Origin of the sequence: Devosia sp. (genome assembly GCF_965229025.1) — a bacterium.
GTDB lineage: Bacteria > Pseudomonadota > Alphaproteobacteria > Rhizobiales > Devosiaceae > Devosia_A.
This window is the reverse complement of the sequence record NZ_OZ245853.1, coordinates 3,021,593-3,034,689: the sequence shown is the minus strand read 5'-3', so window position 1 is coordinate 3,034,689 and position 13,097 is coordinate 3,021,593. Positions and strand designations below refer to the sequence as shown.

The following is a 13,097-nucleotide window of genomic DNA, read 5'->3' as shown; positions in this document are numbered from 1 at the left end:
GGAATGGCGGAGAGAAAGGGATTCGAACCCTTGAGACGGTTCCCCGCCTACACACTTTCCAGGCGTGCGCCTTCGACCACTCGGCCATCTCTCCGCATGCAACCACACCAGGCGGTGAACTGCAGTGCCTGTGCCGATGATACGGCGGAAGCGGCGGTCAGACCCCTTCGCAAGCGGGCGCACTATACTCAGGAACGTGCCGACCGCAAGGGATCAGATCGATGTCTTTGGCCATAGTTTTCATGCCTCGGTTGGCGATGATCTTGTGCACGGGCGAAGGGGCGTGCGACAAGTGCCTTGAAGTGGGGCGGTCGCTCCTCAGACGCTGAAGGTTCGGCAGACAGAGATGCGGCTCATTGTGCGAGTGTTGGGCACCTGGCTCGTTGGCCTAGCGCTGATCCTGCTGATCATTGATGGCACAAAGTCGTTGGGCGCCGATCATCTGGTGCTGACCTCATTCGAGCAGACCTGGAGCTGGATCAACGCCGAAAGCCTCGCTGCTGCGCGGACATTCATTGCGAGCCGCCTGTTCGGCCCTGTCCTCGAAGTGAGCGTGAATGCTATTCTGGCTTTCCCCGGTTGGGCGGTGCTGGCGGTTCCCGGGGCCTTGCTGGCATGGCTTGGCCGGTCGCGGCGCACCCGGCTCTTTGTGCGGCATGACCAGATCTGACGGGCTGCCATGACCCTCCACAGTCACGATGGATTTGTCCGCTTTATCGCCGGGTTACCGGCCACCACCACTGTCGCGCAGTGGGGGAGTTTGGTCGCGAAGGTAGGTGGCAAGGTGTTCTGCCTCCTGGGCGACACGGAAGGCGCAATTGCGTTCAAGGTCACCGAGATCGCCTATGCGGGGCTCGTTGACCTGCCGGGAATCGCTCAGGCCCCATATTTCGCCAAGGGACAATGGGTGCTGGTTAATCCCGGAGCGCTGGAGGAAGTTCTGCTTGCCGGCTACCTGACTGAAGCCCATCGGCTGATTGCTGGAAAACTCACGCGCAAGGCACGGGCGGAACTCGGCCTATAGCGGCTTGACGGTGTAGATCTCCAGCGTTGCGCCGGGAACGCTGACCAGCTTGAGCCAATCGGGCAGCGTGTGTTGTGCATAAAGGTGCACGAATGCGCCTGCGTCCGCATCGGGCAGGCCTTTGAGTTCCGGCATCGAGGGGCAGATCACAACGAGCGAAATGCCGCGCGAAACGAGGATGGCGCGCGCCTCTGCGATCGGGGCGTTGAAGAAATCGAAGCTGTCGTGCAGCCCGGCGACATCGCGGTGATAGGGGGCGCCGACCACTTCGTGCGGCGTGAAGGCCAACAGGTGGGACCCCAGGTCGATCGGGGCCATGATGCGCGCTTTGGGCAGGCCAGCCAGTGGTACGAAAGCGGCCGGCATCAGGCAACTTGCCTTCTGTGCTGATTGCGGCGTGTTGTCCGGAGCACTCGTGGCGCCGGGGAGCAGTGTGAGGACGGAGTTGGCCATCAGGGCGAGGGCAAGTCCAGCAAAGCCCACCCACCCGGCCACGAGACCCATCACCGGAAAGACACCCTTTTGCGCAAGATAGCTGGCCCGGGCGGCAACAATGAGTGCCGCACCGGCTGGCGCCGCCAATGTCGTCGCGAGCCGGGCGCCACGCACCTGCAGCAGCATCACAGCGATTGCGAGGAGCAGTACAACCGCATAGGCCACCCATCGGCTGCGCCACGCCGTGTTGGGATGGAACAGGTGATACAGCGTCACCAGGACTGCCAACAGGGGAGGCAGGCCGACAGCCGCGACGTAACTCGGGTTGCTGAAGAACGCAACCCAGAGCGGCTTGGCCTCATCAATCCGGTCGATCCAATGGGTGATCAGCCATGGGTCGAGATTTGAATAGGCGCCGTGAAAGCAGGTGGGGAACACCTGGTAGAGCAGCGCAACCACGGCCACGCCAGCAAAGCCGCCTGCCGCCAGCCGTTGTGTTGGCACGCGGCGCGCCAGAGGCAGGAGCGACAGCAGCACAAAAAACAGCCCGGTGCCGACCGCAGCCGCAGCGTAGACCACTGAAATCGCATCGCAATACGGCTTGAACCAGCGCTCTGGGGGGAGGGCCAGGACCAAAAGTGCCAGTGTGCCGAATGCGAAACTTGCGCCAAAGTTGCGCAGCAAGGCCGCGTGGCGACCATCGATGACCCAGATGAGCCCGGCGGCAAGCGCCCCTGCTACGGCCGTGGGCAGGCTTTCGGCGCCAATTGCGATGGCACACGCTGTTGCGAGGCCTGCTGCAAATGCCATGCGGGACCGCTCAATTGCCTCGATGAGACAGAGCAGCATGGTCAGCGCCAAGAGGATCTGCACGGAGTGATGGTCAATACGGCCGGGCGCAAACTCGACCATTGAGATCAATGAGAAGGCCGGCAGGACCAGCCCGGGGAGAGCGGCCTCTGGGCCGGCGAGGCGGACGCTGATCCCGGCGCTCAGCTGCATCAGGACACCCAAAAGGAGCAGCGGCCATACATAGGCGGCGACCGATTCCGTCAGGTCCCCCGCCAGCGGGTGAAGCAGAAGCATCAGCCCGGCGATCGGGGCATCGATCAGCCGTGACCAGTGCATTTCTGCGCCGAATGGCGTGTTGAGCCTGTGCTGGATCAGGTCGTACCAGCCCTGGCCGCCAAGAAAGTCGCGGATTTCGACGAGACGCATGGCATCGTCGGTATCGTTGAACAGGGGCACTGAGCCTTGCGTCAGCACGGCTCGCGCCACATAGGCTGCGGCTGTGAGCGCAAACACCAGGGCAAAAAGCCTCCAGTCCACTCCATTGCGCTGCGTCGTCATCAAGTGCTCCCAGTCGGGAAGACACTAGGCCCGTCGCCGTTAAGATCGGCTGAAACGCGGAGGCGGTTGACGAAATCTCCGCTGCCTCATCTACTCAGATTGCATTCAAGAGGGGGCGAACGTGGTTGCAGGTCTTTTGTTCATCATCGGGCTGGTTTCGGTGCTGGTGAGCGTGGTGATGCTGGGCTTAGGTGCGCCGGGGGTGCTGCAAATGGCGCAAGCTGCGCTGGCAGCGCCTGATGCCAGCTACTTGGCCGTTGCCATGGATGTGGCGCGAACCACGTCGTGGTCGGTGGCGCCCATCGTGGGCGGGCTGCTGCTGATGGGCGTGGCCCGCATCATAATGTTGCTCGCCGCCATCAATCGAAGCCTGCGGGGCGCGGCCTGACGAAATAAAGACGGGCGACCGCTCGGGTCGCCCGCTCACAAGTCATGGATATCTGGACGAAGTCAGGTGCGCGGCTGCGGCACGAGGCGCAGATACGGCCGCACCGTCTTCCAGCCCTCCGGGTACTTCTCCCGAGCCGCTTCGTCGGTGACGGATGCCACGATGATCACGTCTTCTCCGACCTTCCAGTTCACAGGAGTTGCCACCTGGTGGCGTGCTGTCAGTTGCAGGCTGTCGATGACGCGAATGATCTCGTCGAAGTTGCGGCCGGTCGACGCCGGATACTCGATCTTGAGTTTTACCTTCTTGTCGGGGCCGATCACGAAGACCGAGCGGACGGTGAGGGAATTGTCGGCATTGGGGTGGATCATGTCGTACTTGCGGGCGATCTCCTGGGTGGGATCGGCGATGAGCGGAAAGTTGAGTGCCGTGCCCTGCGTCTCCGCAATGTCGGCTGCCCAGCCGGCGTGGTTTTCGAGCTTGTCCACGGAAAGGCCCAGCACCTTGACGCCACGCTTGTCGAACTCGGGCTTCAGCTTGGCGGTATAGCCGAGCTCAGTCGTGCAGACCGGCGTGAAGTTCTTGGGGTGCGAGAAGAGAACAGCCCAGCTGCCCTCGATATAGTCATGAAAGCGGATATGGCCTTCTGTGGTGTCGGCCTCGAAATCCGGGGCGATGTCGCCGATGAGAATTGCCATCTGGGTCTTCCTTTGCAAACCGCTGCTGCGCCGGATCGGTTGGCGCGCACTGCCAGCACTATCCTCCCCACATGGCAGCAAGGCGACCAAGTCAGAGAAAATATCTTTGCAAGTTTAGAGGGTTAGGCGGAACAGGCGCTTAGTATTGCTGGATCGGAAAGGATAGCGGTCCCGAGCGCGCTAGATCAGGCCGGGCGGGCCTTGCATGACCAGGCGGTCCATCGCGAACAGGACGAGCGCGGGGAGGATCGCCAGCGTAATCGCAAGCGGCTGGCTCAGGCGCGCGACTCGGCCAATCAGGAACACCACGACGATGAGCAGCACCGAGGCAAACAGCGTCGCGGCGTGGGAATAGAGCGCGGCAAGAACGATGGGCGACATGATCTGCTCCACGCGTAGGGAGCCTCATACTGTCACCCTTAGTGCTGCCATGCCGTTGCCGACATGGCTCGCCCTTGCTTCAAACTTGACGACAATTGGTTTCGCTTACTGCGCCGTGGCAGCAGCTTTCGGCGCGCCCTTGGTCCAGGTGACGCTGCCATCAAGCGGGATGACGGAAAGCGACATCTTGCCCGAGCCCTGCTGCAGTTCGCGGGTGTGAGCGAGGTAGACCAGTGAATTATTCTCGGCGTCATAGATGCGCGACACCCTGAGGCTCTTCCAGATCAGCGAGCGGGCCTGCTGGAAAATCTCCTCGCCGCCCTTGTTCATGTTGATGTCGCCGACGGTGATCGGGCCGGAGGCGTTGCAGTCGACAGCCGAGTAAGAAGGGTCCTCGAACCAGTTGCCCTGCTGCAGGCGGTCGATGACGCTGCGGTTGAAGTAGGCCACATGGCAAACGACGCCCTGCACTTTAGGGTCGGCGACGGCCTCGACGGAGATGTCATTGCCGGTCCAGTCGACCCCCACGCTACCAACATTGGTCGACTTCGCATCACCACAGGCGGCGAGCGAGACCGCGACGATGGCGGCGAGACCCAGAGTTGCTATGCGCTTGATCATGGACGGCATCCTTGTTGGCCGGGTTGCGACGCGCCGAATGTGGTGCGTGCCAGCCCGCTCCACAATAGTTTACCGGTCCGATTGCTTGAGGCGCTTCTCGAGCGCGCGGACCAGCAGCGACAGGGTGATGGTCATAGTCAGGTAGAGGAAGGCCACGACGTTGTAGGTCTCGAAGAACTTGAAGCTTCCCGACGAGTAGACTTTGCCCAACTGGGTGATGTCCTGGACGCCGAGGGCTGAAACCAGGGCGGAATCCTTGATCATCGAGACGAAGTCATTGCCGAGCGGTGGCAGGATAGTGCGGAGGGCCTGCGGGGCGACGATGTGGCGGAAGGTGTTCGCCCGCGATAACCCCAAAGACCGCGCCGCTTCGATCTGGCCGCGGTCGACCGCCTCAATTCCGGCGCGAAAAATCTCGGCGATGAACGCCGAATAACAGACCGTGAGTGCGACGATGGCGCGGGCGGTGAAATCGAACTCGCGGACGGTCAGCGCTTTGATCCAGCCCTGCGAGAGCAGTGGCGTCAGCACCCAGTTGGCCGCGACCACCATGGCGGGAGCGCCGACAAAGGCGACGTAGAACAGCGCGACGAGAATGGGTACGCCGCGGATGATCTCGACGTAAAAGATCGCGACCTGCTGCAGCCACGGATTGGGCGAGGTGCGGGCAAGGGCGACCACCAGTCCGAGGGCGGATGCAAGGGCGAACGCCAGCAACGTTACCCAAAGCGTCGTGATCACGCCCTTGGTGAGGGTATGGAAGATTTCGGCGTAGCCCGCGTCAGCGACGATGGCCCAGAGCGTCAACAGGCCGAGAAGCGCGATGGCAAGGAGCCACCACGGGAAGGGTTTCGAACGGGACTTCGGAGGGGATGCCGGCATGGAGAGGGGGACGCGAGCCAAACGGTCGCGTCCCGCAGGAGCCTTACTTGGCCTGGCCGTATTCGAAGAACCATTTCTTGATCAGCGCATCGAGCGTGCCGTCGGCGCGCATCTGGTCGATGGCTGCGTTGAACGGCCCGACGAGATCGGAACCGGGAGTGAGGATCAGCCCGAGCGGCTCGGACTTGATCGGCTCGCCGACCTGCTTGAAGGCCCCTGGATCGGCGCCGATATAGCCGGCCGAAGCGGCCTGGTCGGCGATCACCGCGTCGACGTCGCCGGACTTCAGGGCCTGCACCGAGGCGCCGAAGGTGTCGAACAGTTTGACGCGCGGGTTGGCTTCGTCGCCGTCGAGCACATCGTAGATCGCAGTGTAGAACGCCGAGGTGCCCGACTGGGCGCCGAACAGCAGGCTGGTGTCCTCAGCAAAGCTCTTGAAGCCGGTGATGCGCTTCTCGTCGGCACGCACCAGGAAATACTGGTCGACGGTGATGAAGGGCTGGGTGAAGTCGATCTGCTCTTCACGCTCGGCATTGATGGTGATGCCATCCGCGCCGACGTCGAACTGGCCCGTCTTGACCGCCTCGATCATCACGTCCCAGGCCGAAAGGCTCCACTCGACCTTGGCGTTGAGACGCTTGCCGATCTCATTGATCAGGTCGTACTCGAGCCCGATCCCCTCATTGGTCTTGGGGTCGGCGAAGTTGAGCGGATAATAGGCGTTCTCGGTGACCGCCTTGATGGTGCGGCCGGCAAGATCGGGCAGCTCGGCAGCGGAACCCGGCAACGCGAGCGAGAGCGCCAGCAACGGCGCGGCGAGGGCGGCGATAAACGACTTCATGAGGCGGCATTCTCCCGGATTCGAGGGGCGGGCGCTGGCCCGCCGGGCAATCATTGCGGCGACATTAGCCACGATAGCGCTGCGCCCTCAACCGGATTCTGGGAAACAGCCTTCTGCGTTTCAGTCTGCCGTTGGATTGGCTTTGTGCAAAGCGGAAGGACCGTGCGGCCGGTCGATATGACCGAGGTCGCGCTCGGGGTCGATCCGGTCGCGCACCAGTTGCTTCAACTGCTTGACGTCGGGAAAGCCGCCATCGCGTTTCCGCTCCCAGATCAGCACGCCGTCGAGATGGATTTCAAAGATGCCGTCGGTGCCGGGCTTCAGCGTCACCTCACCCATTTCAAGGCTGAACGTGGAGAGCACTTCCTGCGCCATCCATGCGGCGCGCAGCAGCCAGTTGCACTGTGTGCAGTAGGTGATGGTGAGGATGGGCTTGTCCATGCTCACACCTGCGGGTCCGACCAGTTCGAATAGATGCTGGTGGGAAGGATCAGCACGTCATCTTCCTCTTCGCCGGCCTTCTGCTTGAGCGCGACCAGTTGCGCGGTGGTGGCATTGACCCGCTGCGCGAGGAGGCGCGCGATCTGCAGCAGCCAGGAGGGATGCGCCTCCAGCACCTCAATGGCATTGTCGATGATGTAGAGCTGCACATCGGTCACCGCCCGCACAGTCGCCGAGTGCGGGCGACCGAGCAGCACCGACATCTCCCCGAAGATTGCGCCGGGCTGGCGGATCGAGGCGACAAACTTTTCGTCGCGGATGATCTCCACCTCACCTTCCTTGAGAACGATCAGGCTGCCAGACAGCGGACCGCCCTGCTGCATGAGGATACGACCGGCAGGAAAGTAGTCAAAGCGCAGCCAGTTTTGGGTCGGCGTCTCAGTCATGGTGTGTCCTCTCGTCGACCGGACGATGGTAGCTCAGGTTCACACCGTTGCGAAGCGTCCCGAGCCGAATGTCAGGGCTGTTGGTTCCTGACGCCAAAGCGGATAGGACACGCTGGCGCCGGTCAGCTGCCGGACGCATCCCCGAAATCTCCCGTCCCCGGTCAATTGCCGGGCGCGATAGAGGAGCCAGACATGTCTGAACCTGCCGTCCTCGGCCGCGAGGCCGCCATTCCGCTCACGCCCGAGACTGCTATTCTCGACCGCGTCCCCAATCCGCACCCCGACATCGACTACCTGATCCGCTTCGCGGTGCCAGAGTTCACCGCGCTTTGCCCGATCACCGGGCAGCCGGATTTCGCGCACCTCGTCATCGACTATGTGGCGGATCGCTGGATGATCGAATCCAAGTCGCTCAAGCTCTTCATGTTCTCGTTCCGCAACGCGGGCGCATTCCACGAAGCGACCACCATCGATATCGCCAAACGCCTGGTCACGGCGCTGGAGCCGCGCTGGCTCCGGATCGGCGGCTACTGGTATCCGCGCGGCGGCATTCCGATCGACGTCTTCTGGCAGACCGGTGCACCGCCAGCCAACCTCTGGCTACCCGAGCAGGGCGTCGCATCCTATCGCGGCCGCGGCTAACGTATGGGTCTGGCGGCGCACGGCGCTCGTGGCTAAGAGATCTGATCGACTATCTGAGGACTTGGTCTTGAGCGAAACCACGACGCCGCTGCCCCAGCGCTATCAGCTGTTCGATATGGCCCGCGGCGTTGCGATCCTCGCCATGGTGGTGTTTCACGTCGCCTGGGACCTTTACTATTTCGGGTTCTCGCCGACCGATGTCACCACCGATCCGCCCTGGGTGGCCTTCCAGAAGACCATCCTCACCAGCTTCCTGCTGCTGGTGGGCGGCGGGCTGGTGCTCGCGCATGGCAAGGGCATCCGATGGCGCGGCTTCTGGCGTCGTTTCGCCATTCTGCTGGTCGCGGCACTGCTGGTGACGGCCGGTACCTACTGGATGTTCCCCGACTATTTCGTCTTCTTCGGGGTGCTGCACGCCATCGCACTGTTCTCTCTGATGGCGCTTCCCGCCTTGCGGCTTACGGGATGGCAGGCATTGCTGCTGGGGACGGCAGTGGTTCTGGCGTCCTTTACCTTCACCGATACGATCTTCACGCAGCGCCAGCTCGCCTGGATCGGGTTCTGGCCGGTCTCACCGCCTACTGCCGACCTTGTGCCGATCCTGCCCTGGTTCGGTGTGGTGTTGATCGGCATGGGCGGCATGCGGCTGGTATTGACGAGCCAGATCGCAGTGCGGTTTCAGGCCTTTCACAGCCGCGAGCCGGCAGTGCGGGGCCTCGCCTTCCTAGGGCGGTGGAGCCTGCCGTTCTATGTTCTCCACCAGCCGGTGATCATCGGCATCCTCTGGGCGTTGATGCAGCTCCAGTCACCAGTGCTAACGCCGCCGATCGCCCAGACCGACCAGGCGGTGAGTTTTTCCGCGTCCTGCCAGCAGAGTTGCGAGGCGGCCGGCGGGGAAACCGGCCACTGCACGCGTTATTGCTCGTGCGCGCTTGACCAGATCGAGACGGGCAACCTCTGGGATGCCATCGATCTCGCCAGCCGCACGGCAGAGCAGCAGGTCAAGATCGATGCATTGACCAAGCTCTGCCGCGCCATGGCGAACTAGGGGCGGTCAGGCCTTTTCCATGTGGCCGCCGAATCCGAGCCGCATCGCAGAGAGCATCTTTTCGGCGAAGTTGTGCGTCTGCCGCGACCGGAACCGCGTGTAGAGCGAGGCGGTGAGCACCTCAGCCGGCACCGCTTCTTCGATCGCCGCCTCCACCGTCCAGCGTCCTTCGCCGGAATCCTCGACATAGCCGGAGAAGCCATCGAGATGCGGGTCACGCGCGAGTGCTGCCGCTGACAGGTCGAGGAGCCATGAGGTGACCACGCTGCCGCGCCGCCAGACTTCGGCAATGTCAGCGACATTGAGCGCAAAGCGTTCGTTGACCGGCAGCGCCTCGGCATTCTTGCTCTCGAGGATGTTGAAGCCCTCGGCATAGGCCTGCATCATCCCGTACTCGATGCCATTGTGGATCATCTTGACGAAATGACCTGCGCCTGCGGGACCTGCATGGATATAGCCCTGCTCGACGCGTGCGTCCGACCCGGTGGCGCGTTGGGTTGGAGGAATATCCCCGCGGCCCGGGGCGAGCGCGGCAAAGATCGGGTCGAGGTGGGTGACCGCGTCAGTTTCGCCGCCGATCATCAGGCAATAGCCGCGCTCGAGCCCCCACACGCCGCCAGAGGTTCCAACATCGATGTACTGGATGCCGGTCTTTGCCAGCTCGGCCGAGCGGCGCATGTCGTCCTTGTAGTAAGTGTTGCCGCCATCGATGATGATATCGCCCGGCGCGAGGCATGAAGCGAGATGGGCGATGGTGCCTTCGGTGATTTTGCCGGCGGGCAACATCACCCACAGGGCGCGGGGGCCATCCGTCAGCGAGGCGACCAGCCCCTCGAGCGTTTCCGCGGGACGTGCACCGTCCTTGCTGAGGTCGGCACGGGCCTGGGCGCTGATGTCGTAGACCGCGCAATCATGGCCGGCGCGCATCAGCCTGCGGGCGATATTGCCCCCCATCCGGCCTAAGCCGATAATCCCGATCTGCATCCTTGGTCTCCGTTTTCTGCAAGGTCGAACCGATGTTATACGCGTTCTCGATCATGGGGGGATGAACATGCGAGTCGTGATTACAGGTGCGGCAGGAAATCTTGGCAGCAAGCTCCGGGAGCATCTCGAAGCTGCCGATTGGTGCGAGAAGATCGTCGCCATCGATGTGCATGCGTTCGACGTCGGCCCCAAGACCGAACTGGTTCTGGCCGATGTGGGCGACCCAAATGACGCCAGGTGGCTGGCCCCGGTCCGCGCCGCCGATGCGGTGGTGAACTACGCCTCGGCCAATCCGGCGCCCAACGGTAACTGGACGGAGTCTGCAAAGTCCTTCGACATGACGATGAACCTTCTGGAGCAGGCGGGTGGCGATCGCCCGTGCCGCTTCATCTTTGCCTCCTCCAACCACGCTATGGGTGGCTACAAGGATGCGCCGCTGCCGGCCGACGGCAAGCTGAGGATGGAGACGCCGCCGTTGAGCGGTACCCGCTTCTATGTTCCGGGCGTGGGCTATCAGTACGGCGCGGCCTACGGAGCGACGAAGATTTTGGGCGAACGCGCCGTTGCGATGCGCGCTGCCGCGACGGGAGGCCGGCTCACCGGGGTGTCGCCGCGTATCGGCTACTGCCAGCGCGGCGAGAACGTTGCGACGACGCTGCAATCGAGCGGCGCCAAGCCGGGAGATGCCTCGGGGCAGGACCCCGCGGAGATGGCGCGCGATTTTCGCTGGTTCCGCAACATGTGGCTTTCCAACCGGGACCACAACAGCCTGATCGAGGCGGCGCTGCGCGCTGACGCGTCCCGCTGGCCGGCACCGGCAATCGTGGTCTCGGGCGTTTCCAACAATCGGGGCATGGCCTGGGACCTCGAGGAGGCGGCCAAATGGATCGGCTACCGCCCGGTCGATGACGTGTGGACAGAACTCGCCAAGGCCGGGATGGCCTGAGCCTTTCCGGGGCTACGGCGCCAGATCTGCCGGGACCGGAGGCGGCTGGTAGAGCACCGTGATCTTGATGCGGCCGTTGCCAGCGAGATACGGATCGTTGGGGAACAACGGATCGGCGGCGGCGCTGCCCGTCACCGAGCGGATGTGATCGTCAGACAGGCCAAACTCGCTGAGAATGCTACGAGCGACGTTGGCGCGGTCGGTGGAGAGTTCCCAGGCGCCGTAGCCTGGATCATTGTAGACCGCACCGGCCGCCGTGTGGCCAGAAATGACCACCTGGCTGCCGAGCTTTTGCAACTGCGGTGCAAGCGCCGCGATGGCCTTGCGGGTCAGCTCATAGGGGAACTTCGAGCCTTCGGGGAACATCGGGCGTCCCTCCTGGTCGGAGATCTCGATGTCGAGCCCCTCTTCGGTCACGTCCACCCGCAGGCTGTCGGCGATCGAGGTGATATCGGGCATCGCCTGCCAGGCCTGCCGGATGCTGGCCGCAGCGGCGTGGTAGTCATTGTTCAGCTTGGATTTGAGATCGACCGACGACGACTTGGTGGTGTCGTGTTCAGCGCCGCCCTTTTCGCCCATGCCGCCCATCGACTGCACTTTCGGGCCGGCGAGCGAACTGTCGGGCGCGGTCATGGCGTCCATGCGGGAATCCGCAACGACCTTGGCACCCTTGTCGTCGAACGCCTGCCCGGCCATCACGCCACCGGCGCCGCTGGTGGTTTCGGAGACGTTCGGGGGTGCGAAATAGTCGGCGAGACCCTTCTTCTGCTCGGGCGTCGTCATGCTGATGAGCCACAGCAGCAGGAAGAACGCCATCATCGCCGTCACGAAGTCGGCGTAAGCGATCTTCCACGCCCCGCCATGGTGGCCGTGGCCACCCTTCTTGACCTTCTTGATGATAAACGGCTGGTCGTCCGAGGCCATGGCGATCCCTATCGCTTAGGAGGGGGTCAGGTCAGCGCCGGCAGGCTGGCCGTAGCTTCTTCGACTTCGGCAAAGGATGGGCGAACTTCCGACATCAGCGCCTTGCGGGCGAACTCGATGGCGATCGGCGGGCCATAGCCAGCCATGTTGGCGAGGAGGCCGACCTTCATCGACAGGAAGTATTTCGATTCAGCCTCGAAGATGCCGCGCAGCGACTGCGCCATCGGGCCGAAGAAGCCGTAGGAGATGAACACGCCGAAGAACGTACCCACCAGAGCGCCGCCGATCATGTGACCGAGCACTTCGGGCGGCTCGCTGATCGAGCCCATAGTGTGAATAACGCCAAGCACGGCGGCCACGATGCCCAGCGCCGGCGTACCGTCTGCGAGCGCCTGGATGGCTGAGACCATCCGCTCGGACTCCTGGTGATGGGTCTCGAGCTCCTCATCCATCAGCGCTTCCATTTCGTGCACGACGCGCGTGCCGAGCGTCACCATGCGCAGGTAGTCACAATAGAACTCCACCGCATGGTGGTTGTGCGCAAAGGTCGGGAATTGCTGGAAGATCGAGGATTCTTCAGGATTTTCGATGTGCGGCTCGAGCGCCAGCACGCCGCGCGACTGCATCAGCTTGTAGATGGTGTATTGGAGGCCCAGCAGTTCGACATAAGCCGCCTTGTTATAGCGCGGGCCGCGGAACAGGATGCCGAAGATGCCCATGCTCTGCTTGAGCACAGGGCCGGTATTGCCGATCACGAAGGCGCCGATGGCCGCCCCCAGGATGATCAGGAATTCGAAGGGCTGGAACAGCACATCGATGTGTCCGCCCGGCGCCATGTAGCCACCGAAAACGCTGGCGAAAATGATGACAGTTCCGACGATGAGCCGCACGCGCCCGCACTCCGATGTTACGCCCGCTGGCAGGTTTGCCGCAGCGTCACATGGGGTGGTCCCATGAGGGCACTACTGCTCGCTCAGATCGTCCAGCATCCTGCCGTGCTCACCCAAAGTCGGGGAGCGCAGTTGGTAGCTCAATCTCTGCTGTCA

17 protein-coding genes and 1 tRNA gene are annotated in these 13,097 nt (G+C 63.0%); 6 read left to right on the top strand and 12 right to left on the bottom strand.

Annotation, left to right across the window (positions count from 1 at the left end; genetic code table 11):
• Positions 1-4: 4 nt before the first annotated feature.
• Positions 5-94 (bottom strand) — tRNA-Ser (locus tag ACO06J_RS14770).
• A 252-nt stretch (positions 95-346) separates the two neighbouring features.
• Here ACO06J_RS14770 and ACO06J_RS14765 point away from each other — a divergent pair.
• Positions 347-670 (top strand): hypothetical protein, encoded by a 324-nt coding sequence (locus ACO06J_RS14765; RefSeq protein WP_421761477.1) that lies wholly within the window; start codon positions 347-349, stop codon positions 668-670.
• Between the two features lie 9 nt (positions 671-679).
• Positions 680-1,024, top strand: coding sequence for an MmcQ/YjbR family DNA-binding protein (locus ACO06J_RS14760; protein WP_421761476.1), 345 nt, complete (start codon positions 680-682; stop codon positions 1,022-1,024).
• Here the strand turns inward: ACO06J_RS14760 and ACO06J_RS14755 are convergent.
• The gene (locus tag ACO06J_RS14755; protein ID WP_421761475.1) at positions 1,019-2,809 is read right to left on the bottom strand and encodes a hypothetical protein; all 1,791 of its coding nucleotides are present in this window, start codon (positions 2,807-2,809) and stop codon (positions 1,019-1,021) included. The genes ACO06J_RS14760 and ACO06J_RS14755 overlap by 6 nt on opposite strands.
• A 121-nt stretch (positions 2,810-2,930) precedes the next feature.
• On the opposite strand from ACO06J_RS14755, the gene ACO06J_RS14750 reads away from it, so the two are divergent.
• Positions 2,931-3,197: a hypothetical protein gene (locus ACO06J_RS14750; protein WP_421761474.1), complete on the top strand. Its 267-nt coding sequence runs from the start codon at positions 2,931-2,933 to the stop codon at positions 3,195-3,197.
• A 62-nt stretch (positions 3,198-3,259) separates the two neighbouring features.
• Here ACO06J_RS14750 and ACO06J_RS14745 read toward each other — a convergent pair whose 3' ends face one another.
• The 7 genes from ACO06J_RS14745 to ACO06J_RS14715 form a co-directional block, all read right to left on the bottom strand.
• Complete coding sequence (locus ACO06J_RS14745; protein ID WP_421761473.1) at positions 3,260-3,895, bottom strand: peroxiredoxin; 636 nt, start codon at positions 3,893-3,895, stop codon at positions 3,260-3,262.
• Positions 3,896-4,075: 180 nt separating this feature from the next.
• Positions 4,076-4,276 (bottom strand): hypothetical protein, encoded by a 201-nt coding sequence (locus ACO06J_RS14740; RefSeq protein ID WP_421761472.1) that lies wholly within the window; start codon positions 4,274-4,276, stop codon positions 4,076-4,078.
• Between the two features lie 105 nt (positions 4,277-4,381).
• Complete coding sequence (locus ACO06J_RS14735; protein WP_421761471.1) at positions 4,382-4,897, bottom strand: CreA family protein; 516 nt, start codon at positions 4,895-4,897, stop codon at positions 4,382-4,384.
• Between the two features lie 69 nt (positions 4,898-4,966).
• Positions 4,967-5,779: an amino acid ABC transporter permease gene (locus ACO06J_RS14730; RefSeq protein ID WP_421762520.1), complete on the bottom strand. Its 813-nt coding sequence runs from the start codon at positions 5,777-5,779 to the stop codon at positions 4,967-4,969.
• 43 nt (positions 5,780-5,822) lie between these two features.
• Positions 5,823-6,620, bottom strand: coding sequence for a substrate-binding periplasmic protein (locus ACO06J_RS14725; RefSeq protein WP_421761470.1), 798 nt, complete (start codon positions 6,618-6,620; stop codon positions 5,823-5,825).
• Between the two features lie 120 nt (positions 6,621-6,740).
• The gene (locus tag ACO06J_RS14720) at positions 6,741-7,061 is read right to left on the bottom strand and encodes a SelT/SelW/SelH family protein (RefSeq protein ID WP_421761469.1); all 321 of its coding nucleotides are present in this window, start codon (positions 7,059-7,061) and stop codon (positions 6,741-6,743) included.
• Positions 7,062-7,063: 2 nt separating this feature from the next.
• Positions 7,064-7,507 carry a Crp/Fnr family transcriptional regulator gene (locus ACO06J_RS14715; protein ID WP_421761468.1) on the bottom strand — a complete coding sequence of 148 codons (444 nt, stop codon included), beginning with the start codon at positions 7,505-7,507 and terminating at the stop codon, positions 7,064-7,066.
• Between the two features lie 192 nt (positions 7,508-7,699).
• On the opposite strand from ACO06J_RS14715, the gene queF reads away from it, so the two are divergent.
• Both queF and ACO06J_RS14705 read left to right on the top strand, forming a co-directional pair.
• Complete coding sequence (gene queF / locus ACO06J_RS14710; protein ID WP_421761467.1) at positions 7,700-8,149, top strand: preQ(1) synthase; 450 nt, start codon at positions 7,700-7,702, stop codon at positions 8,147-8,149.
• 67 nt (positions 8,150-8,216) lie between these two features.
• Positions 8,217-9,197, top strand: coding sequence for a DUF1624 domain-containing protein (locus ACO06J_RS14705; protein WP_421761466.1), 981 nt, complete (start codon positions 8,217-8,219; stop codon positions 9,195-9,197).
• Positions 9,198-9,203: 6 nt separating this feature from the next.
• Here ACO06J_RS14705 and gnd read toward each other — a convergent pair whose 3' ends face one another.
• Positions 9,204-10,181, bottom strand: a complete 978-nt coding sequence (gnd, locus tag ACO06J_RS14700; RefSeq protein ID WP_421761465.1) for a phosphogluconate dehydrogenase (NAD(+)-dependent, decarboxylating) — start codon at positions 10,179-10,181, stop codon at positions 9,204-9,206.
• 67 nt (positions 10,182-10,248) lie between these two features.
• Between gnd and ACO06J_RS14695 the strand changes: the two genes are divergently transcribed.
• Complete coding sequence (locus ACO06J_RS14695) at positions 10,249-11,127, top strand: NAD-dependent epimerase/dehydratase family protein (RefSeq protein WP_421761464.1); 879 nt, start codon at positions 10,249-10,251, stop codon at positions 11,125-11,127.
• Positions 11,128-11,139: 12 nt separating this feature from the next.
• Here ACO06J_RS14695 and ACO06J_RS14690 read toward each other — a convergent pair whose 3' ends face one another.
• Both ACO06J_RS14690 and motA read right to left on the bottom strand, forming a co-directional pair.
• Positions 11,140-12,051, bottom strand: a complete 912-nt coding sequence (locus ACO06J_RS14690; RefSeq protein ID WP_421761463.1) for a flagellar motor protein MotB — start codon at positions 12,049-12,051, stop codon at positions 11,140-11,142.
• A gap of 26 nt (positions 12,052-12,077) precedes the next feature.
• A complete protein-coding gene (gene motA, locus ACO06J_RS14685) occupies positions 12,078-12,941 on the bottom strand; it encodes a flagellar motor stator protein MotA (protein ID WP_421761462.1) in 864 nt (287 codons plus the stop codon).
• Between the last annotated feature and the right edge of the window lie 156 nt (positions 12,942-13,097).